The sequence below is a fragment of the Streptomyces lincolnensis genome (assembly GCF_001685355.1).
Classification (GTDB): domain Bacteria; phylum Actinomycetota; class Actinomycetes; order Streptomycetales; family Streptomycetaceae; genus Streptomyces; species Streptomyces lincolnensis.
On sequence record NZ_CP016438.1, the window covers coordinates 4,342,764 to 4,363,444 of the forward strand.

At 69.1% G+C, this 20,681-nt stretch carries 16 protein-coding genes, 1 tRNA gene and 4 pseudogenes; 10 read left to right on the forward strand and 11 right to left on the reverse strand.

Going from position 1 to position 20,681, the window contains the following annotated elements:
* Nucleotides 1-116 precede the first annotated feature (116 nt).
* Together SLINC_RS19185 and SLINC_RS19190 are read left to right on the forward strand one after the other, a co-directional pair.
* Nucleotides 117-932: an oxidoreductase gene (locus SLINC_RS19185; protein WP_067434395.1), complete on the forward strand. Its 816-nt coding sequence runs from the start codon at nucleotides 117-119 to the stop codon at nucleotides 930-932.
* Nucleotides 933-1,040: 108 nt separating this feature from the next.
* On the forward strand, nucleotides 1,041-1,883 hold the full coding sequence (locus SLINC_RS19190) for an alpha/beta fold hydrolase (protein WP_067434398.1): 843 nt from the start codon (nucleotides 1,041-1,043) through the stop codon (nucleotides 1,881-1,883).
* A 162-nt stretch (nucleotides 1,884-2,045) separates the two neighbouring features.
* Here SLINC_RS19190 and SLINC_RS49335 read toward each other — a convergent pair.
* A pseudogene (locus tag SLINC_RS49335) lies at nucleotides 2,046-2,365 on the reverse strand (IS3-like element ISPfr13 family transposase); the annotation flags it as partial.
* 324 nt (nucleotides 2,366-2,689) lie between these two features.
* On the opposite strand from SLINC_RS49335, the gene SLINC_RS19200 reads away from it, so the two are divergent.
* Together SLINC_RS19200 and SLINC_RS19205 are read left to right on the forward strand one after the other, a co-directional pair.
* Complete coding sequence (locus SLINC_RS19200; protein ID WP_067434402.1) at nucleotides 2,690-3,706, forward strand: NAD(P)/FAD-dependent oxidoreductase; 1,017 nt, start codon at nucleotides 2,690-2,692, stop codon at nucleotides 3,704-3,706.
* Between the two features lie 246 nt (nucleotides 3,707-3,952).
* On the forward strand, nucleotides 3,953-5,194 hold the full coding sequence (locus tag SLINC_RS19205) for an FAD-dependent monooxygenase (protein ID WP_225988330.1): 1,242 nt from the start codon (nucleotides 3,953-3,955) through the stop codon (nucleotides 5,192-5,194).
* A 416-nt stretch (nucleotides 5,195-5,610) separates the two neighbouring features.
* Here SLINC_RS19205 and SLINC_RS19210 read toward each other — a convergent pair whose 3' ends face one another.
* The 4 genes from SLINC_RS19210 to SLINC_RS19225 form a co-directional block, all read right to left on the reverse strand.
* Nucleotides 5,611-6,405 (reverse strand): maleylpyruvate isomerase family mycothiol-dependent enzyme, encoded by a 795-nt coding sequence (locus SLINC_RS19210; RefSeq protein ID WP_067434404.1) that lies wholly within the window; start codon nucleotides 6,403-6,405, stop codon nucleotides 5,611-5,613.
* A 73-nt stretch (nucleotides 6,406-6,478) separates the two neighbouring features.
* Entirely contained in the window at nucleotides 6,479-6,826 is a 348-nt protein-coding gene (locus tag SLINC_RS19215) for a class III extradiol ring-cleavage dioxygenase family protein (RefSeq protein WP_211292760.1), read from the reverse strand.
* Between the two features lie 111 nt (nucleotides 6,827-6,937).
* Entirely contained in the window at nucleotides 6,938-8,098 is a 1,161-nt protein-coding gene (locus tag SLINC_RS19220) for an L-dopachrome tautomerase-related protein (RefSeq protein WP_079164604.1), read from the reverse strand.
* A 232-nt stretch (nucleotides 8,099-8,330) separates the two neighbouring features.
* Entirely contained in the window at nucleotides 8,331-9,830 is a 1,500-nt protein-coding gene (locus tag SLINC_RS19225; protein ID WP_079164605.1) for an MFS transporter, read from the reverse strand.
* Nucleotides 9,831-10,167: 337 nt separating this feature from the next.
* On the opposite strand from SLINC_RS19225, the gene SLINC_RS19230 reads away from it, so the two are divergent.
* On the forward strand, nucleotides 10,168-10,791 hold the full coding sequence (locus SLINC_RS19230) for a TetR/AcrR family transcriptional regulator (protein WP_067434389.1): 624 nt from the start codon (nucleotides 10,168-10,170) through the stop codon (nucleotides 10,789-10,791).
* Between the two features lie 91 nt (nucleotides 10,792-10,882).
* Here SLINC_RS19230 and SLINC_RS46000 read toward each other — a convergent pair.
* The 4 genes and pseudogenes from SLINC_RS46000 to SLINC_RS50430 form a co-directional block, all read right to left on the reverse strand.
* A pseudogene (locus SLINC_RS46000) lies at nucleotides 10,883-11,224 on the reverse strand (UBP-type zinc finger domain-containing protein).
* Nucleotides 11,221-12,705, reverse strand: a complete 1,485-nt coding sequence (locus SLINC_RS19235) for an ATP-binding protein (protein ID WP_067434410.1) — start codon at nucleotides 12,703-12,705, stop codon at nucleotides 11,221-11,223. The pseudogene SLINC_RS46000 and the gene SLINC_RS19235 overlap by 4 nt, the downstream one beginning before the upstream one ends.
* Nucleotides 12,702-14,378, reverse strand: a complete 1,677-nt coding sequence (locus SLINC_RS19240) for an NAD(P)/FAD-dependent oxidoreductase (RefSeq protein ID WP_067434413.1) — start codon at nucleotides 14,376-14,378, stop codon at nucleotides 12,702-12,704. Before SLINC_RS19240 ends, SLINC_RS19235 begins: the two co-directional genes overlap by 4 nt.
* Before the next feature lie 129 nt (nucleotides 14,379-14,507).
* A pseudogene (locus SLINC_RS50430) lies at nucleotides 14,508-14,786 on the reverse strand (VOC family protein); the annotation flags it as partial.
* Here SLINC_RS50430 and SLINC_RS19245 point away from each other — a divergent pair.
* The 4 genes and pseudogenes from SLINC_RS19245 to SLINC_RS19270 all read left to right on the forward strand — a co-directional run bounded on the left by SLINC_RS19245 (nucleotide 14,721) and on the right by SLINC_RS19270 (nucleotide 18,363).
* A complete protein-coding gene (locus SLINC_RS19245) occupies nucleotides 14,721-14,924 on the forward strand; it encodes an oxidoreductase C-terminal domain-containing protein (protein ID WP_067434416.1) in 204 nt (67 codons plus the stop codon). The pseudogene SLINC_RS50430 and the gene SLINC_RS19245 overlap by 66 nt on opposite strands.
* A gap of 296 nt (nucleotides 14,925-15,220) precedes the next feature.
* A tRNA-Arg gene (locus tag SLINC_RS19250) sits at nucleotides 15,221-15,293 on the forward strand.
* Between the two features lie 412 nt (nucleotides 15,294-15,705).
* Nucleotides 15,706-15,939 (forward strand): helix-turn-helix domain-containing protein, encoded by a 234-nt coding sequence (locus SLINC_RS19255; RefSeq protein WP_067434418.1) that lies wholly within the window; start codon nucleotides 15,706-15,708, stop codon nucleotides 15,937-15,939.
* Between the two features lie 1,201 nt (nucleotides 15,940-17,140).
* Nucleotides 17,141-18,363 (forward strand): annotated as a pseudogene (locus SLINC_RS19270) (helix-turn-helix transcriptional regulator).
* Here SLINC_RS19270 and SLINC_RS19275 read toward each other — a convergent pair.
* Nucleotides 18,353-19,006 carry an HAD family hydrolase gene (locus SLINC_RS19275; RefSeq protein WP_079164607.1) on the reverse strand — a complete coding sequence of 218 codons (654 nt, stop codon included), beginning with the start codon at nucleotides 19,004-19,006 and terminating at the stop codon, nucleotides 18,353-18,355. The pseudogene SLINC_RS19270 and the gene SLINC_RS19275 sit on opposite strands and share 11 nt — an antisense overlap.
* Nucleotides 19,007-19,070: 64 nt before the next feature.
* The gene (locus tag SLINC_RS19280) at nucleotides 19,071-19,346 is read right to left on the reverse strand and encodes a hypothetical protein (RefSeq protein WP_067434427.1); all 276 of its coding nucleotides are present in this window, start codon (nucleotides 19,344-19,346) and stop codon (nucleotides 19,071-19,073) included.
* Between the two features lie 579 nt (nucleotides 19,347-19,925).
* On the opposite strand from SLINC_RS19280, the gene SLINC_RS19285 reads away from it, so the two are divergent.
* Nucleotides 19,926-20,492 carry a Uma2 family endonuclease gene (locus SLINC_RS19285; protein WP_067434430.1) on the forward strand — a complete coding sequence of 189 codons (567 nt, stop codon included), beginning with the start codon at nucleotides 19,926-19,928 and terminating at the stop codon, nucleotides 20,490-20,492.
* The last annotated feature ends 189 nt before the right edge of the window (nucleotides 20,493-20,681 follow it).

The window sequence follows — 20,681 nt, forward strand, 5'->3', positions numbered from 1 at the left end:
TTGGCCGGACAGGTTTTGGTCCGGGCGTGCAGGACCGGTGGGAACTGTGTCGACCTGAGCCCAGGCGACCCCGCGCAGGGCACGACGAAGTCGTGCCCGCAACCGAAGGAACCACCATGCAGACAGCTTCCCCAGTGGCCCTTGTGACGGGCGCCTCCTCCGGGATCGGGCGGGCGGCGGCACTCGCCCTCGTGGGCGCCGGCTTCGCGGTGGTCGGCACGAGCCGCAACGCGGCGAACGCCAGGCCGATCGCCGGGGTGACATTCCTCGATCTCGACGTGGCCAGCGACGAGTCGGTCCACTCGCTGGTCGAGGAGGTGGTCGAGCGGTTCGGCCGGATCGATGTCCTGGTCAACAACGCAGGCGTGGGCGCGGTCGGCGCGGGCGAGGAGAGCTCGATCGACCAGGCCAAGGAGGTCTTCGACGTCAATGTCTTCGGCTTGATGCGGATGACGAACGCGGTGCTGCCCCAGATGCGCGCCCAGCGCCGTGGCCGCGTGGTCAACGTCTCCTCGATGCTCGGTCGGATCCCGGCCCCCTTCATGGCCGTCTACGCCGCCACCAAGCATGCGGTCGAGGGCTACGCCGAGTCCGTCGACCACGAGCTTCGCGAGCACGGCGTGCGGATGCTGCTGGTCGAGCCGACCTACACACGCACAAGTTTCGAGGCGAGCAGCATGGCACCCGACTCGCCCGTGCCGGTCTACGCCGCGCAGCGGGAGGTCGCCCGAGATGTGCTGGCCACGGCCGTGCGCAGCGCCGACGACCCGGACGTTGTCGCGAAGGTGATCGTCGCGGCCGCCACCGATGCCAAGCCCAAGCTCCGCTACCCCGCCGGCCCGATGGCCAAACGCGTCAGCCTCCTGCGCCGGATCGTGCCCTCACGCGCCTTCGACCAACAAATCCGCAAGCTCAACCGACTGGCCGCCTGACCCCGCAGCACACCCGGCGCCTGAGGAGGCGCACATGTCCGAAACCAGAGACGCTGAAGCCAACATCAGCATCTGTCGTCCGACCGCTCTTGGAAAAGACTGACACCCATGGAATTTGAACACGTCACCTTCGACCTGCCACACGGCACCTTTCACGCGCTGCAGGGTGGTGATCCCGATGGTCGGCCGACGGTCGTCCTGCACGGCTTCCCGGACCATCCGCTGACCGCGAAGCCCTTCCTCGCCGAGCTCGCCCGCCACGGACGTCGCGTCCTCGCACCCTGGCTCCGCGGTTACGCGCCGTCCCCGACCGCGGGGCCGTTCGACTTCGCCTCCCTCACCGGCGACGTGCTCGCGCTGATCGACCGCTGGTCTCCCGGGCGAGCCGTGGAGTTGATCGGCCACGACTGGGGCGCCCTGATCACCTACGACACGGTCGTCACCGCGCCGGAGCGGATCGAACGCGCGGTCACGCTCGCAGTCCCCCACCCCATCACGTTCCTGAGCCGGCCGCGCCTCGCTCAGCTGCGCCGGATCTGGTACATGGGGCTCTTTCAACTGCCGGGAAGCGGCTGGATGGCCAGCGCCCGCGATCTCGCCTTCATCGACCGCCTCTGGCGTCAGTGGTCGCCCGGCTTCTCGCTCGATCCAGCGCTGCAGGCGGAGCTGCACGAGCACCTGCGGGCGAGCATGCCCGCGCCCATCAAGTACTACCGGGCGATGCTGCGACCCGGCATGATCGGGGCGACGCGCCGCCTGTCTCAGCCGATCGAGGTGCCCCTGCTGCAGCTTTACGGTGCCGACGACGGCTGCTTCCTCCCCCCGAAGGTCGACGACCGGCATCGGTTCGCCGCCCCGCACGCGATGGAGATCGTCCCCGACGTCGGTCACTTCCTGCACATCGAGGCCCCCGAGGCGATCGCGAAACGGATCGCGGCATGGGCCAACTAGCGGATCACTCGACCCTCACGGCGAGACCACCGGAATGGGCGGCGCGGGGCGGACTCTGACATGGCGTTGTTGCGGACTGCGGACTGCGGACTGCGGGATGGGGAGGATCTCCGCCCGGTGACCATCGTGCAACCTTCAACCCGGTCGGTCAGAACCGTCAGGTGAACGCTGCTCGTCGATGAAGGCGACCATCAGCCGTTGCGGCGGTCGAGCTCCCCGACGAAGAAAGTTGTAGCCGCCTTCAGAATCGCCGCGTCCTCACGCAGCCGGCGGATCTCCTCGTTCTCCTCGATCGTGCCCCCGGGCGCCTCGCCACCGTCAATCTCGGCCTGAGCGCCCCAGCGCCACAACGACTTCTGCCTCCCCCGACCTGCTTGGACACCGTCAGCGCCGCCGCAGTATTTGGTCGGGTACTCGGCACGGTGCTACAGCACCAGCCGGACGGCTCGGGCCCCCAGCGCGGGATCCACCTTCTTCGGCATGACATGCATCCTTCCACCTCAGAAAGATGCGGCGTCAAGCCGACCGAACTTGACAACTCAGTACAGAACCGTCTAAGTTTCTTACTGTTCAGTACACAACAGTCCTGAGCTCACCGGACAGGCTGCGTGCACGCCTGGCGCCTCACCATCCCGTCGCTCCACCTGTACGGGGCCATAACTCGGCGCAGGGCACTTCCTGCACCTCGAACAGCCCAAGACGGTCGCCGACCACATCCTGGGCTTTCTGAACAGCTGACACCCCTCCCACCACCCGGAACTCGAAGGGTTGACCGAACCATGACTGACAAGGAAGGGCAGGAGGCCATGACTGTGGCGACTCCTCCGTACGTGAGCGACGCGCTGGCCGAGCAGGCCGTCGACGCGGTGGTGATCGGCGGGGGTGCCGCGGGACTGAACGGTGCGCTGATCCTCGCCCGTTCCCGCCGCTCGGTCGTCGTGATCGACAGCGGCTCCCCGCGCAACGCGCCCGCCGAGGCCGTGCACGGCCTCCTCGCCCTGGACGGCACCCCGCCGTCCGAGATCCTTCGACGGGGCCGGGAGCAGGTGCGCCAGTACGGCGGACGCGTCGTGTCAGGCGAGGTGGTCTCGGCCGAGTCCGCCGCCCCGTCGACGGACGGGGACCTGCGGTTCACCGTCACCCTGGCCGACGGCCGCAGCATCACCGCTCGCCGCATCCTGGTGGCCACCGGCCTCACGGATGTGCTGCCCGAGGTGCCCGGACTCGCCGAGCACTGGGGACACAGTGTCGTGCACTGCCCGTACTGCCACGGCTGGGAGGTACGCGACGAGCCCATCGGCATCCTCGCCACCGGACCGGCCTCCATCAACCACGCGTATCTGTTCCGTCAGCTGACCGAGGACCTGACCTACTTCACCCACGGCACCGACCTGGACGAGGACAGCCGCGCCCGCTTCGCCGCCCGCGGCATCCGCATCGTCGACACCCCGGTCACCGAGGTCGTCAACGACGCGGACGGTGCCCTCGCCGGGGTGCGCCTGGCCGACGGCCAGGTCGTGGCCCGCCGCGTCCTCGCGGTCGCCGCGCCGATGCAGGCCCGCACAAAGGGCCTGGAAGGTCTGGGCCTGGAAGTGCAGGACCTGCCGAAGGGCCGCGGTTTCGCCTCCGGCCCGGCCGGCACCACCGAGGTGCCGGGTGTGTGGGTGGCCGGCAACGTCACTGATCTGGTCGCCCAGGTCGGGGCCTCCGCAGCGGCCGGCGCCCTGGCCGGCGCCGACATCAACAGCACCCTGGCCACCGCGGACACCGACGCCGCCCTCCAGAAGATCGCCGAGGCAAGCCCCACAGCGGCCACTCGATGATCTCGAAGCCCTGAGATCCCAGCCCGTCACCCGCTCCCCTCACTTTCGTCGGTGAGGAATCCGATCTGTTTCCCGTCCGGAAGCTGGTCAGTTTTCAGACGGTTCTCAGTCATGCCCGGCAAGCGGGCGGCAGGAGTGTCGCGCCGGGGTCAACGCCCCCTTCGACGTCCTCGCCCGCCTCGACGACTCCACATCCTCGGCTTCCTGAGCGGCCGACCCACCCCCCACAAGATGAAGGACACGGCAATGTCGGAGCGCAATCCCATGGACAAGAACACGACATCGCGGCAGCGGGCCCTGGTGGTCGGCCTCGGGATAAGCGGGATCACCTCCGCGCTGCGACTGCATCGCGCGGGCTGGGACGTGGTGGTGCTGGAGAAGGCCCCCGAGCGGCGCCGCGGCGGATACTTCCTCGCCCTATTCGGGGCCGGGCTCGCCGCCGCCGAACGGCTGGGCTTCGCCGATGCGGTGTCGAATCGCGTCGCTCCGGAAAGCGTGAGCTACGACGTCGACCGCACGGGCCGGCGCCGCCGCGGTGTGGGCTACGCCGATGTGTTCCCCGGGTCTCGACTGACGGTGCGGGGCGACATCGAAGACGCGGCCTTCACCGCCCTGCCCGACGAGGTCGAGATCCGGTACTCGACCGTGCCGGTCGCGCTGGACCAGTACCTCGACGGGGTGGACGTCGAGATCCGCGACCTGACGACGGAGACGACGACCGTCGAACGGTTCGACCTGGTGGTCGGGGCGGACGGACTGCGCTCGACGGTGCGCCGGCTTGCGTTCGAGCCCGAGCCGAGCCCGATCCGTCGGCTGAACTACATGATCGCCGTGTACGGCCTGCCCGAGCCGGTACCCGGCTACCGCCCACAGGACGGGCTGACCATGGCCGAGGCGGGCCGATCGGTGTGGGTGTTCCCGTTCGCCGACCGTCCGCCGTCGGTGCTGTTCTCCTACCGCACCGACGACGTGGACGCCGAGTTCACCCGGCCGGCCATCGACTCGCTGCGCGCCGCCTACGGCGCCGAGCCCACCGGCTCCACGCTCGGTTGGCTGCTCGACCAGTTCGAGAAGGCCCCGGACCACCTGTTCGACTCCACCGAGCAGGTGCACCTCGACCACTGGTACCGCGGCCGAGTCGTGCTCGTCGGCGACGCCGCGTGGTGCCTGACCCTTTACTCCGGCATGGGGGCATCCGCCGGCCTGGCCGGGGCGGACCTGCTCGGCACCATGCTGGAACGCCACCCGCACGACGTGCCACGAGCGCTGCAGGACTGGGAGGCCCACCTGCGCCCGTTCATCGACTACCACCTCGGCAGCGGTGTGAGCCAGCGCGGTTTCCTCACCCCGGGCAACCGCGCCGAGTTGCTGCTTCGGTCCGTGATGATCCGCCTCGGCCGACTGCCGATCGCCGGCCGGCTGCTCGCCAAGACGAGGGCCAAGAGTACGCGGATGAAAAGTCTGGATATCGCCGCCGCCGCAGCGTGAGTGGAGTTCCTCGCATACGAGCGGGAGAACGAGGCCGTCTGGGCACGCAACTTCGTCGGACGAGTGCTCGGACGCAGGTCGCGGGGATGGCCGGGAGGGTCATGTACCGGAGGACAGGCTGTTGTCCGGTGCATCGGGGTTCACCCGAGCTGCCTGCTCCACGCGATCCCGCTCTTGCGGCGGGATCCGGCATGGCTGACCACCCCGCGACCGTCGGCGAGACGACAAGTCGGGGATGTGACCCGGTGGTGTGCACGCAGAAAGTGCCTTCCTGCGCGAGACGACGGAAGCCTTGGACAAGCCCTTTCGTCCCAGGTCAGAAGGCACTTTCGCGTTGCCGCTCATGCTCGGACACGACCCCGGGTGAAACGCGCGGGCCAGGGTGTGTTTCCGTGCCCGTTGCCGCGCCGCCGGGCTCAGAACCCGGGGAAGACCCTGCGCAGGTCGTCGAGGGTGACGGTGTCGCCGGTGAGGGTGACGGAGGGCGGGGTGTGGGCGGGGGCGTGCCGGCCGGCGACGAGTCGCAGCCACCACTCGGCGGGGGCCGTCAGCACGGCGTCGGCGTTCTCGGGTTCGCCGGTGAGCGCGACCGTCTCGCCGACCGAGAGACCGAAGGCGCGCTCGGGTGCGGTGGTGTGCACCGCGACGGCGACGGGGCGGTTCTCCAGGGCGTCCGCCTTGCCGATGAAGCCCAGCATCATGCCGGCCTGGTCGAGGAGCGGCCCGGTCGCGGCGGACGCCAGGGTCGTCGACGGGTCGAAGGCCGCCTCGACGTCCCACGAGTGGTGGGCGAACTCACTGAGCCGGAGCCCCGCCGCGGTCGTGACGTCCACCGGCGCGGGCAGGAAGCCGAGGTCGATCCGGAGGTCGCTGCGGGCCCCCGCGTCGAGGCCCTCGTAGCGTTCGACCAGCGCCTGGTTGGCGGTGACGAAGCCTTCGGCGTGCTCGGCCGGGGTCATCGCGTCCCAGCGGGCCCACACCGACTTGTTGAAGTCGCCGTCAGGGGCACCCGTACCGCCCGTCGCGCCCTCCAGTGCGGCCAGGCCTATTTCGGCGCCGCTGCCCAGATGGCTGAGCACCTGGGAGACGTCCCACTCCGACGCGCCGGACGGGCGGGTGAGATCGGCGGCGGTGAGTCCGTGCACCACGGCGGCGAGGTGGTCGTGCCCGCTGCGCAGGGCGTCGATGATCCGGTCTGCGGTTTCGGTCATGTTCGTGTCCCCAATGAAGGCGATCTGATTCGGTGTTGTCGTCATACGGGCCGGTGTCACACGGCGGTCGGTGTCACAGGGCAGTCTGGAACGAGCACTTGGAGAAGCCGATCGTGTACCCCTCGACGGTGGTCCGCACCGGCCGGTCGGGGTGCGCGGCGGCGCCCAGGGTGATGAACAGCGGGATGTAGTGGTCGACGGTCGGATGGGCGTACGGCATACCGGGCGCCCTCGTCCGGAACGCGGCGAGTTCGTCCACAGCGCCGCGTGCGAGGGCGTCGGTGGCCCAGGCGTCCAAGGCGGCGGACCAGACCGGGACTTGGCCTTCGAGCATCGCAGGGGTGATGAACGGCAGCCCGTGCGCCATAAGGCCGGAGTCGATCACCAGCACACCCTCCTCGGCCAGCGGGTACATGGTCATTCAGCGGCACACAGGCCCCGTGGTCGAGCCCTCGGCCGGCGTGCTGGTGGATCGGTTCGCCGTCCGGACAGGGACAGCGACCAGGCAGTCACGTGACGCGGGCACGAGAGGTCACACGAGCCTGACCGGTCCGGCGTCGATCGGCAGGCGGACCAGGAGATAGGGCTTGCGGCGCAGGTCCTCGCCCTCGTGGAAGGGCGACATCCGGTTGAGCTGGTTGGCGGTGGCGTACAGGTGCCGGTCCGAGGCGACGGACAGGGTGTCGACCCAGATGAGGTCGGTGCCCTGGGCGAGGGTGCGGTAGGTGCCGTCCGGATTCCTGCGCCAGATGGAGTTGTGTTCCAGGTCGCCGCCGTAGAGCCGTCCCTTGTCGTCGCTCTCCAGACCGTCGGCCATCGGCTTGAATCCGAGGTCCTCGACCGTCGCCGCCACCTCGGCGTCCGTGGCGTCCGGGTCGGCGAGGGCGCCGGTGGCCACGCTGTGCAGTCGGCGGCTGGACAGGGGGGAGTAGTAGAGGCGCTTGCCGTCGGCGCTGAGAGCGATGCCGTCGGAGCCGGTCTCGTAGTGCATGGGTTCGCTTCCCGCGGGGCGGATCATGAGGGGTTCGCCCTCGATGACGGGAAGGAACTGCTCGTCGGGGAGCACTGAGGGCTGCCCGGCCAGTCGCCGCCAGGAGCGGCCCGTGGCGAGGTCGACCACGATCACGCCATTCGAGCCGCCCGAGTCGGTGATGAACGCCATGCCCTCGGCGCCGCGCCGCAGGTCGAAGCGCACGTCGTTGGGGTAGCTGTTGGCCGGCACCACCTCGGGCGGGAAGAGGATCTTCCGTACGATCCGGTCGGTGCGCAGGTCGACCGCCACGAGCTTCGGGCCGCCGTAGGAGGACCCGGCGAACAGCGGGTTTCCGGTGTCGAGGATCCACAGCCGGTCGGCCCCATCGACGACGACGCTCTGCACCGACTGGAAGTGCCCGGCCAGGTCGGAGGCGTCCTCGCGGTTCACCTCGGCGTCGGGATACGCCACCGGCTTCCCTTGGCGCAGTTCGGCGACGGTGAACGGGACCTCGTCGCCCCAGCGGGGGAAGTTGACGAAGATACGGCCGTGGCGTGAGACGGTGACACCTGTGGGCATCGAGCCCCAGAAGCGGGCGACGACCGTGTACTGACCGGCGGTTGGGCCGGCGGCGGTTGGACTGGTGGCGTGGGCGGGCCCGGCGAGTTGGGTGGCGGCCAGCGACGCGGTGGTCGCGCCGAGGAATGTACGTCGTTTCATGGGAGTGCCTCCTGTTGGGTCTGGTTGCACCATGGACTTCGCCGTGGACAGCAGTTCTCTGGTGCGGGGGGGGCGAGTGGTGAGGTCCATCGCGGAGAAGGCCCTGTCGTGGATTCGCGGGGCGAGACGGTCGCGGCGGAACCCTGGAGATGCCCTGCTTTCCTGTGCTGGTTCGTGTCCTGAGAACAACAGTCATCGCAGGTGGCAGGGCATCTCTTGGGTGGATCCAGGTTCAGTGGGCCATCACGGGCTCGCCCTCGGACGGCTCCAGAGCCCGGTTCGGGATCAGGAACGCGGCGATCACCGCACCGGCCACGAAGAACCCGGAGCCCCACGCCAGGGTGGCTGTGTAGCCCTCGACGCCGGCCTGCGCCGCGGCCAGCGCGCTGGGCTTGTGCGAAGTCAGGTAGTCGGTCGCGGCCGACGAGGCAATGGTGGTCAGTAGCGCCGTGCTGATGGAGCCGCCGATTTGCTGACCGGTGTTGATCAGCGCCGAGGCGACGCCCGTGTCCTCGTGGTGCAGGCCTGAGGTCGCCCCCTGGATCGCGGTGCTCATCACCGCGCCGATGCCGAGACCCAGCAGGATCAGGCCGGGCATGATGTGGGTGGCGTAGGTGCTGTCCAGCTCGAGCCGGGTCAGCAGGGCCATACCGGCTGCGGCGACCAGGAAGCCGGCGCTGACGACGATCTTCGGGCCGACCTTGGGCAGCACCAGCGAAGGCATCGTGGTCGACGAGGCGACGACGCCCGCGACCATCGGCAGGAACGCCAGACCGGTCTTGATCGGCGAGTAGCCGAGGCTGGCCGCGAAGTAGTAGGTCAGGAACAGGAAGATAGAGAACATCCCCATACCCAGGACGAACACCGCCATGAACGAACCACCGCGGGTCCGGTCCAGCACGAGGCGCAGCGGCAGCAGCGGATGCGCGACCCTGGACTCCAGCCAGACGAACACCGCGAGCAGCACCGCACCGACGATCATGGAGCCGAGGGCGACCGGGTCGGTCCAGCTGGTGGACTCTACGTGCGCGAACCCGTAGACGACGGCGAACAGCGCGGCGCTCACCACGACGATGCCCGGAATGTCGAGTTGGGGCTTCTTGGTGATCACGGGCTTGGCCAGCAGCAGCAAGGCACCGATCAGGGCGGGGACCGCGAAGACGACGTTCACGTACATCACCCACCGCCACGACGCCCATTCGGTGAGCATGCCGCCGAGCAGCAGCCCGACCGCACCGCCCGCACCACCCAACGCGCTGAAGATACCGAAGGCCTTCGCCCTTTCAGACGGTTCGGTGAAGGTCACACTGAGCAGCGAGAGTGCCGCGGGCGCGAGCAGCGCGGCGAAGAGGCCCTGGGCCACACGTGCCGCGACGAAGATCTCGAAGCTGCCGGCCGAGCCGCCGACGACGGACGCGGCCCCGAAACCTGCCAAGCCGATCACGAAGAGGGTACGTCGGCCCAACAGGTCACCGAGCCGGCCGCCGAGCAGCAGCAGGCTGCCGAACGCCAGGGCGTAACCCGTGATGACCCACTGCCGGCTGCCGTCGCTGAAGCCGAGGTCTTGCTGCGCCTCGGGCAGCGCGATGTTCACGACGGTCGCATCGAGCATGACCATGAGCTGTGCCATGCCTATGACGACCAGCACCCACCAGCGCACGGCATGTGAGCCGCGAAGGCCCGAGTCTGTTTTTCCGGAGGCGGGTGCCCCGCGGTCGATGCTGGTACTCATTTCTTTCCCTTGCTTGCTCGGCATGACTGAAAGCCGTCTGGAATCTGATGGGTTTCCTCACCGATGAAGGTGAGGCGACCGGATGACGGGCTGAGATCTCAGGGCTTCGAGATCATCGTGTGGCCGCTGTGGGGCTTACCTCGGCGATCCTCTGGAGGGCCGTGTCGGTGACCGCTGTGGCCGGCATCCTGTTGATGTAGGCGCCGGCCAGTCATCGCGCCGGGCGTGCACGCATCCTGTCCGGGGAGCTCAGGACCGTTGTGGACTGAACGGTAAGAAACCTAGATGGTTCTGTACTGGGTTGTCAAGAAGGGTGGGTCGGTCGTACCTTCAATGCATGGCCAGACCACGAAGTTTCGACCGCGATCACGTCCTGCATGCCGCCGAGCGGCAGTTCCGCACCTCGGGCTACAACGGCACCAGCGTCGACGACATCAGCGCCGCCACCGGCCTGGGCCGCGGCAGCCTCTACGGCGCGTTCGACGACAAGCACGGCGTGCTGATGCAGGCCATGACCGGGTACCTTGGCCGGCTCGCGCAGGGTCCGCGGAAGGCGCTCGCCGGACCGGACGAGGGCGCCCTGGAACGCCTGCACGCCTACCTGCTCCGCGCCGTCCACGGAGTGCCACTCGCCCCCGACGTACCCCCCGCCCCCGACCGGACGGGGGCGGCCTGCTTCGCCGCCAAGATGGCCCTGGAGATCGGCGCCTCCGACCCCGAGGTGCAACGCCTGGCCCACGACTGCTTCGCCGTAGTCCGCACGGCCGTGGCCGAGTGCGTGCGAGCAGCCCAGCGCAACGGCGACATCGACCCCGACGCCGACCCCGACGACCTCGCCTACCTCCTGCTCACCATCATCCGCGGCAGCGACATCGTCGGCGCCTACGGCCACAGCCCCGACCGCCTCACCTCGATCGCGGAGAGCGCGTTCGCACTCCTGCCCCGCCCACGCCAAAGCTGAGAAGGGCACGGCCGGCCCCGCTGCACCGGCACAGGTTCAGCGGCACAGATGAATCCTGACATCCACCACTGACAGCCCTGGTCGGCCAGGCTCAGCGCAGCGTGTCCGCCCAGTTCGCCGGCGCGCGCCCCGCCGGTCCTGGCGTGGGCTGGTCGGCAGGGTGGGCGGCCGGGGGAGCCAGGGCCGGACCGGACTCGTACAGCTCGGCGTCTCGAAGTTCCGGAACCAGGCCTCGCCCGGCTCGTCACTGCGGATGGCCGGTGTCCCGGAAGTGGCCGGTGGCGTGCTTGGCGGGCGAGTCGTCGCAGCAGCCGATGTGGCCGCACTGGGCACAGCGCCGCAGATGGAACCACCAGCCGCCGCCGGCGTCGCACTCGACGCATCCGGCACCGCTGGGCGGGACGCCGGGGTCGGTTCCAATGTCCTTGGTTATGAGGGCTCCTGCCCCGGGTCGGGGACCGTATCGGGCTCGGTGTCGGGATCGGTGGCGGTGAGGGGGAGCAGCACCTGGAAGCGGGTGTCGCCGGGTACGGACTCGACTCTCAGGTCACCGTGGTGCTTGTTGACGACGATCCGCCAGGAGATGTCGAGCCCGAGCCCGGTCCCCTCACCCACCGGCTTGGTGGTGAAGAAGGGGTCGAAGATCCGCCCGCGGATGTCCGCCGGCACCCCGGGCCCGGTGTCCTGGAACTCCACCAGCAGCCGGTCGTGCTCCAGCGCGGTCCGGACGGTCAACGTCCCCTCCCCGCCCACACTGTTCATGGCCTGCACCGCGTTGTCGATCAGGTTCGTCCACACCTGGTTGAGCTCGGCGGGGTAGGCGGGGATCCTCGGCAGTGTCCGGTCGTACTCCTTGACGACCTTGATCTGCTGCCCGATCTTCCCGGCCAGCATCAGCAGGGTGCTGTCGAGGAGTTCGTGCACATCGGTGACCTGGTAGGGGGCGCGGTCCAGCTGCGAGTACTGCTTGGCGGCGTCGACGAGGTGCGAGATACGGGTGGTGGAGTCCTCGATCTCGGACATCAACAGCTCGGTCTCGACTGTGTAGTTGAGCCACCCGATGGCACTCGGCAGGATCTCCTCCTGGTCGCACGCCGCCGCGATCTGCTCCAGCCAGTCGACGTCGAGACCGCCCTGCACGAAGGTCGGCGCGATCTGCCAGCCGTTCGGGACACCGTGGTCGTCGAGCCAGTCGGCGAGTTCGTCCTCCCGGTCGGACGCTTCGAGCGGGCTCAGTGCCGGCGCCTTGGAGACCCGCTCGGCCGTACGCTCCTGGAGGTCGACCAGGGCCTTCAGGGCGTCGCGGTGGTAGGGGCCCGAGGCGATGGCGCTGAGCTTGTTGCGCATGTGCGCGACCCGGTCCCTGAGCGACGAGGTGGCCCGTACGGCGGCCGTGGCCGGGTTGTTGAGCTCATGAGTGAGACCCGCGGACAACGAGCCCAGCGCCAGCAGGCGTTCGCGCTGCCCGACGGCCCGCTGAAAGGTCTGCGAACCGAGGGTGAGCCCCTCCAGGAGATGGACCGCCATCGGAAACCACTCGTGGATGAAGTTCGCGAACGATTCGGCGGGCAGGACGAAGAACCGTGTCGGCTCCGACACCCGCAGCGAGTTCATGTACCGCTGCGGTTTCCCGTCCCCGAAGTACGCCATCACGGCCCCCGCGTACACCCCTGGCTGGGACGTGCGGCTCACCTCGATGTCGTCGCTGCCCACCCGGCGCGACATGACGAGGGTGCCCTCGATCATCACGTAGAAGTCGGTCGCCGGGTCACCTTCGGTGAACACCGGTCCGGGGTCGAACAGTTCGATCCGTCCCTCGCTGCACAGCCTGCCGAGCTGCTCGGAGTTGAGCTTCTCAAAGAGGAACAGCGAGCTGATCTCCGCCGGGCTGCATGGCATCAGCCGCCCGCTCACGACTGCTCCAGATACCGGTGTACGAGCATCACGGCCATGGCTCCCTCTCCGACGGCGGACGCGACCCGCTTGGCGGACTCCGCGCGCGCGTCCCCGGCGACGAACACGCCGGGGATGTTGGTCTCCAGGTGGTACGGCGGCCGGTCCAGCTCCCAGTCCGCCGGCGGCCGCCCGTCGGCGGTCAGATCGGGCCCGGCCAGGATGAAACCGCGCTCGTCCCGCAGCACCGTACCCTCCAGCCAGTCGGTCAGCGGGGCCGCGCCGATGAACACGAACAGCCACTGCGCGTCGACCCGTTCGGTCTTCCCGCTCGTCGTGTCGCGCAAGGTCAGCTGTTCCAGGTCGTTGTCGCCGTGCGCGGCCTCGACGACCGTGTGGGCCCGTACGAAGATGTTCGGCGACTCGGCGATCTGCTGGATCAGGTAGTGCGACATCGACGCGGTGAGGTCCGCTCCGCGCACCAGCAGGGTGACCGACTTGGCGCCCCGGGCCAGGTACATCGCCGCCTGCCCGGCCGAGTTGGCGCCGCCGACGATGTACACGTCGTGGCCGTGGCAGGCGGCGGCCTCGGTGAGCGCGGACCCGTAGAACACCCCACGGCCCGACAGCTCGGTGGCGCCCGGTGCCTCCAGCTGCCGGTACGACACACCGGTCGCCAGGATCACGCTGTGCGCCGCGATCGCCGACCCGTCCGCGAACCGTACGAGCCGCGCCGCCCCGCTGCTCTCCAGACCGGTCACCTCACGTGCGGTGAGGATCTCGGCGCCGAACTTCGTCGCCTGCCGACGAGCCCGGTCGGTGAGCTGGCCGCCGGACACCCCGTCCGGGAAGCCCAGGTAGTTCTCGATCCGCGAGCTCTGCCCGGCCTGCCCGCCGGTCGCCGACCGCTCCACGAGCACGGTCCTGAGCCCCTCGGAGGCCCCGTACACGGCCGAGCCGAGGCCGGCCGGCCCGCCGCCGATGACGACCAGGTCGTAGAAGTCGGCCGTGGGTGTCGTCGCCAGCCCCACGTGCGCGGCCAGCTCGGGCACCTCCGGCTCGACGAGCGCCGTACCGTCAGCCGTGATCACCACCGGCAGCCGCTGCCCGTCCTCGCCCGCCGCGGCCAGCAACCGCTGCCCCTCTGGCTCGTCGGTGGAGTACCAGCGGTAGGGCACCTGGTTGCGGGCCAGGAACTCCCGTACGTCCGAGGAGCGCGCCGACCAGCGGTGACCGACCACCTTGGTGGCGGGCACCGGCCGGTAGTCGCTGCACCGCCAGGCCTCCAGCAGGTCGTCCAGGACCGGGTAGAGCTTCTCCTCGGGCGGGTCCCACGGCTTGAGGAGGTAGTGGTCGAGGTCGACGACGTTGATCGCGTCGATCGCCGCGTTCGTGTCCGCGTACGCGGTCAGCAGCACGCGCCGGGCGCCCGGATAGATGTCCAGGGCCTGTTCGAGGAACTCGATGCCGTTCATCTGGGGCATGCGGTAGTCGGCCAGGATCACGGCCACCAGGTCACCGCGCAGCTTCAGCTCCCGCAGCGCCTCCAGCGCGGACTCGCCGGACTCCGCGCGCACGATCCGGTACGACTGGCCGTAGCGCCGTCGCAGGTCCCGTGCAACAGCCCGGGACACCCCGGGATCGTCGTCCACGGTCATGATGACGGTCCGCGCAGCGTCCGCGGTCTGTGCCATACGAACTCCCACCCCGAGTGATCGGATCACCGGTCGGCGCCGGCCCGGTGCCGCGCCGCCTTTCAGCCATCGTATGTTCGTCGCCCTGCTTCGCTCCGGCCAGCTCCGCCGCGAGCCGAGCACGCAGAACTCGTTGCCCTCCGGGTCCACCAGAGTGGTCCAGGACTGCTCTCCCTGGCCGATGTCCGCGTGCCGCGCCCCGAGGGCCGATACCCGGTCGACCTCGGCCTGCCGGCCAGCCGGCCCCACGCCGCCCATCCCGGTGGTCTCGCCGCGAGGGTCGAGTGATCCGCTGATCGGCCCATGCCGCGATCCGTTCCGCGATCGCCTCGGGGGCCTCGAGTGGGCACCGCCGACGCGGATGACGTGAGCGTCGGCGGCGGCAGACCGGACGAGGACTCGGATCATCTCGTCGCCCTCTACCGACGCGGTGACCGACTCGTCGGCGCCGCGACCCTCGACGAACCCCGCAAGATCATGAAATACCGGAGATTCATCGCCGAGCGTGGCCTGCGGTCCGCCGCCGAAACCGCGGTCCCGGTCTGAGAGGGGTCCGAAGCGGCAGCCCGCCGTCGATGTTCCAGACAACGAGAGTCGGCGCCCGACGCCCAGGGCAACCCGACACGGAGAGCAGAACGGTCCTATGCCGCTCACCCCCCTCCGATACGGACGACGCCCACTGGCACACATCCGCTAGGCTGTCCCTGGTCGGTCGTTGGTACGGCGCCCTGTCTGCTCAAACCGCAGCGCAGAGAGCTCCACACCACGTCTGACCAGCGGGCTTGTTCTCCTTGCCGAAGATCCACGCCCTGGATTCTCGACAAGGTTCTCTACAAGCCCCGGCCTTCGTAGCTCAGGGGATAGAGCACCGCTCTCCTAAAGCGGGTGTCGCAGGTTCGAATCCTGCCGGGGGCACAGCTTGCGCAGCAGGTCAGAGGATTGCAGGCCCCCTGTTCTATCCGAACAGGGGGCCTGTTTCATGATCGACTGCCACATGGATGCCACATCCCCACGGAAACCTCACTCGATGGAGGTAGTTGCGCCATGCATATATCCGCTTACAGTTCTGCCTGCGAGGGCTGGCGTGGCTCCCCGCATGCGCCAGACGCGCGCTCGCGCTGCCCCATGTTCTGACCGAATCAGAGCGAAGGGAGGCAGGAGCGGACGCGCGAACACTCACTGCCACCCCCGGCCACTCCGACCGCTTACGCGGGGAGGGCCGTCGCGCGAGGGGGGTGCGCCCGCGACATATGCCCCGCTCCCTCAAGATCATTCAATTTGCCCAGTCAGGCAAAGACAACAGACCAAGACGCTTCAGCGTGGACGAGTGCCACTCGACCCGATGCCCGCCTGGGTGCTCACCCGACGCCGGCAGATCGGGGAACGCATTCGTGCCGCACGCGAACGCGCCGACCTGACGCAGATCGAACTCGGTCAGCGCATCGGCCGCGACCACCGGACGATCCACCGCTGGGAGTACGCGTATCGAGTGCCGACCCTGGAGGACCTCCTCCTCCTCGCCGACGCTGCCGACGTGCCGCTCGCTGAACTCGTCAGGTGACCCGCCGCCGGGCGCCAGGGGGACACTCCGGCGGCGGGCCGTGGCCGCCCTCGGGGGTGAGCGGCCGTCATCCTGCTGCGGGCCTGGACCGGCTCGCAGCAGGAGTCCTAAGGGAGAGAGCGTGCAGGGCGCGAGCGTCCACGCAGTACACGCGCGGTGTGCAGCGGGCACAGGTGCGTATGTGAAGTTGGTACACGCGGTCGGCCTCGCGGCGGGTGCACGATCGGCAGGCCCGCGGGTGCCAGAGCGTCAGTGCTCCTTCGCAGGCGCTGAGTCGGGAGCCGAGCGGGACAGGCGCGGGACCGCCGCACCACACGCAGTCGGCTCCCCCACCTGCGCCTCAGTGCGGGTGGCCAACTTGGGCACAGCAAGCATCTTGGCTGCGTCGACGAAGTCGGGGTGCATGGCGGCCGCTTCGAGTGGGGTGCCGGTCACGGCCGGTCGGCGAGCGGGACGAGGTGGTGGGCCTGGCGGCACGGTCCGCAGGCGAACAGGTTGCCTCCGGCTCCAGAGCCCTGTTCGTGTATCTGGATGAGCCGGAGGTCCTCGGCGTGGCCCTTGTGCCAGGCGCACCACCCGAAGGCTGAGGGCACGGTTGTGGAGGCCTTCTCGTGTGACGCTCCACCAGTCATCCCGCTTGCTCCTCACTCAGGCGCGGACCAAAGGCGTCAGCGATCGCCGCCCGCAGCGCTTCCGGCTCTGTCAGCCACGTGTCCTCGCCCGGGCACATCCGCCAGTGCGTGCCCGGCCCCGTCGTGCGGCGAGGCGGAGGAATGGTCACGGATGAGCCCTCGCCCAGGGCCCGGGTGTTCTCAACGCGCCAGCCGTCAGCGATGCCGCCAGGCACGAAGAAGTAGGCAGCCGCCTAGTCGTCGATGACGGCACCGCAGCGAGTGCCGAGAATGGCCACCGCAGCGAGGGCGAGTTGGCGCGGGACACGGATCGCGTCCCAGGCCTGGCCGGCAGCTTGCAGGGTGCACCCTGCCGCAGTCAGTAAGGCGGTAGTCGGCATAGTGGCTCCTCGTCGGCACCGGCGATCAGGTGCCCTTCACCTTGGCCTTCATGAGGACTTCAACCGAGGACTTCAAGAGGTCTTCCGTCGGCGGAAAAGCGGACTTTCATTGGCTCTTGCGGGTAATGAGTGGCCAGCAGCGGGGCTTACGGTGACACTGGCCGCGGTACTCGGCGTGGAGGTGCATCGGTGGCACGCCCCGCAGGCAATGTCCGTCTCAAGGCGGCCCGGTTGGCGGCTGGTTACCCGTCCCAGCAGGCTCTCGCGGACGCGCTCGGCGTCGGTGTCCGGCAGGTACGGAGGTGGGAGACCAGCACACCACCGTCTCCGCAGCCCGAGGTGGCCCAGGCGCTCACGCGAACCCTGGGCCAAGACCTCGAATCCCTGGGCTTCTCAACGAACGCGGGCACTCAGGATCGTGGCCGTCGGACGATCCTCACTGCCACGGCCGCGGTCGCCGGGCTCGCCGCCGTCCCCACCCAGGCTGTCGCCATGCAGCCCGCTACCGTCGCTGCGGACTACGAGACCGTGACCCGCGCCCATCGGCGCCTGTACTGGTCCGTTGCCCCCGCCACCCTGCACCCCTCTGCCGACGCACATGCCGCCCTCGGCTGTGCTCTGCTCACCGAGACAGCCGGCCAGACCCGCCGCGCCGTTGCCGCGGCCCTTGCAGAGACCTACCTGCTCGCCGGACGCATCGAGTTCTTCGACATGCGTAACAGCGATCGCGCCGGGGCCACCCTGCTACGTGCTCTCCAAGCCGCAGGCGAGGCCGACGACCCTCTGCTCGGGGCCGCGATCCTCGCCCACACCGCGTTCATTCCCGCATGGGACGGCGATCGGGACGGGGCCGTCGAGCGGATGGTCGCCGCCCGCACCTACGCACGCCGAGGCCGAACCTCTGCCGAGCTGCTCGCCTGGCTGGACGCTGTCGAGGCCGAGTGCGAGACACGCTGCGGGAACACACGGACAGCACTGCACCTGATCGGCCACGCCGAAGACGTACTGGCCGCAGGCACTGAGCACAACAGTCCGGAATGGCTCGACTGGTTCAGCCCGGTGCGGCTCGCGGCCTTCAAGGGCAACACGCAGTTGAAGGCCGGCCACCTGCCCCAGGCCCGAGAGACCCTGCTTGGCGTCCTCGACGACCTGGACCCGAGCGAAGAGAAGCAGCGACCGTCATCCTCGGCGACCTCGCCGCCGTCGAGGCCGCGGCCAGCGACCCGGAGGCAGCCTGCCGGTACGCGGTGCGTGCGCTCGATCAGCTTGAGCGGACCTGGTACGCGATGGGCATGGACCGGGTGCGGGAGGTGCGGCGGTCGCTCGCACCGCACCAGCATGAGCGGTGCGTGCGCGAGCTGGATGACCGGCTGTACGGCTGGTCTACCACCGTCAGTGCGCTCAGCCGTTGAAGGTGATGATCAGCCCGGACAGCTCCAGGAGGCTCTCGACCCTGAAGGTCGGGAGCTTCTCGGCTTCCTCGGTACGCCACTGGATGGTCGCCCACGGTCCGCGGTGCACGAGAGCGGTGTGCATCCCAGCGGCGACAGCCGGGCGCAGGTCGTTGTCGACCCGGTCGCCGACGTAGAGGATCTCGTCGTTGGCGAAGGGGGTGACCTCGGCGACCCGCTCGAAGAAGAGCGGGTCTGGCTTACTGGCGCCCCAGTCGTCCGAGGTGCCGATCAGATCGACGTCCCCTGTGAACAGCTCACGCAGGAGCTTGCCGGCGCGGACCGTCTGGTTACCCGCGATCCCGAGCCACAGGCCATCCGCCCGCAGCTGGTGGAGGGCGGGGCGCGCGTCGGCGTACAGATCCTCTTCGCCGAACCATTCCGGCTGGCCGGCGGCAGCCCGCTTCTCGCGCTCGTCGTACAGGTCGAAGCCAGGCTGGAACTCCTGGAACACCTCGCGGTAGTCGCGGCCCTGCGCGATGACCGCGCCGAACATCGAGTGGAAGGTGTGCCGCGGTACCCCGAGCCAGTCGGCCCACGTCCCGTACTCCCGGGTCTCGTCCACCAGGCACTCGCCGACATCGAACACCACTGCGCGAATCATGGGGAGCAGCGTAGTAGGGCGTGGCGAGAGGTCCCCTTCCGCCTGCGGGCGGAAGGGGACAGAATCACACTCCAGTTCGGTTGTACTCGTCCACCCGAGGCGGCGGCGCCGGGGGCTCGATGCCGTGCTGGCGCATCTGGCCCGTCAGGTCGGCGACGTACCAGGCGAACGCGCGCACCAGAGACCGCAGCGAATGGACCTCTTCACGAGTCGTCGCCCGGTGGACCTTCTTCGTTGTGGTGATCATGCCCTTGGTGATCCGCGTCATCTGCGTCTCGATCGCCTTCTCCTGGCTCTTCAGCCCGGCCACGAGGCCCTTTGCGGCGTTGATGCCCGCCAAATCCAGAAGCTGCAGCCGCGCGCCAGCGACAAGTGGGGCCCGGCATCGGACGGCCCAGGCGCCTCGGCGACGCCGTAAGAGTGGTCCCCCCCCCGCCGCCATCACGGCGGCGAGGGAGCCTCCTGGGGGTGTCCCGAAAGTCTCGCCGATCTGGCCAGCCGCTACATCGACGCTCGCTGCCCCCGCAGCCGTCCGCTACAGCGAGCGATATCTCCTGGGCCCGGTGCAACCAACGGATCTCGGCCCAGTCCTCCAGTCAGCCCGATCCGTCCATACCAGAACCGTCGAATCCGACCGCGCTTCGGCGTTCGGTGCGTCCTGCGGCCCAGGGTTCCGCGACGGTTCACGTCGCCAGGTGCGGCGCTCACCGGTGTGGCCACCCGGTCCGCGGCGCCGCTGGTCTGCTCCGATCTCCTGATGACAGGTCCACCGCGCCGGTTCCTGACTGTCATGGGCCCGCTGGTCGGATTCCGGCCGACGGGGAGGGGGGTGAGCGAGATCAGCGTGCCGGGCGGACGGCAGACAGTACGCTGAATCCAGCGGGATCGGGCCCGCAGCACAGTGTCCGGGAGGTGCTTCATGACGGCCGAGATGGTGGCCCCGGCGTGGATGCATGAGCAGATCACGGCGGCAGAGTACGAGTCCTGGTCCGAGGAGCAGTGCGCCGGTATCGAGATCGTGGACGGGATGGTCGTCGTGAGTCCGAGTGCGTCCAAACGGCACAACCGTCTGGCCCGGATTCTGGCGAACGCCCTGGATGCCGCGGCGGGCCCGGCGTGGAACGCCGACACCGACTTCGACGTCCGGCTTCAGGACGTCCCGCTCACCAATCGCCGCCCCGACGTCGTCGTGTACCAGGCAGACACCATCGACATCACCCCAACCCGCCCTGAGCACGTGCTGCTGGTCGCGGAGGTAGTGTCGCCGGGCTCGGAGACTACCGACCGGATCGTGAAGGTCGACCAGTACGCCAAGGCGGGCATCGGCTTCTACTGGCGGATCGAGCAGGCCGCGACAGGCGTTCCTCTCGTGTACACCTACGTTCTCGACCCCGCGACGAAGACCTACCGGGACGGAGACGTGTTCACCGGCGTCCTCAAGGTAGTGGCCCCGTTCCCGGTGGAGATCGACCTCGGGCAGGTCTGACCAGGCGCTGCTCGGCAGCCAACAGCGCGTGAGCGATGCGTGAGTGGACGTTCCGACCAGGGGAAACAGCACCGCGCGGCAGCACCGGGCACCACCCGGCAAGGATCCAATCCCACTCCTAAAGCGGGTGTCGCAGGTTCGAATCCTGCCGGGGGCACAGAGCTAAGGGCCAGTTCAGAGGCTTGATCC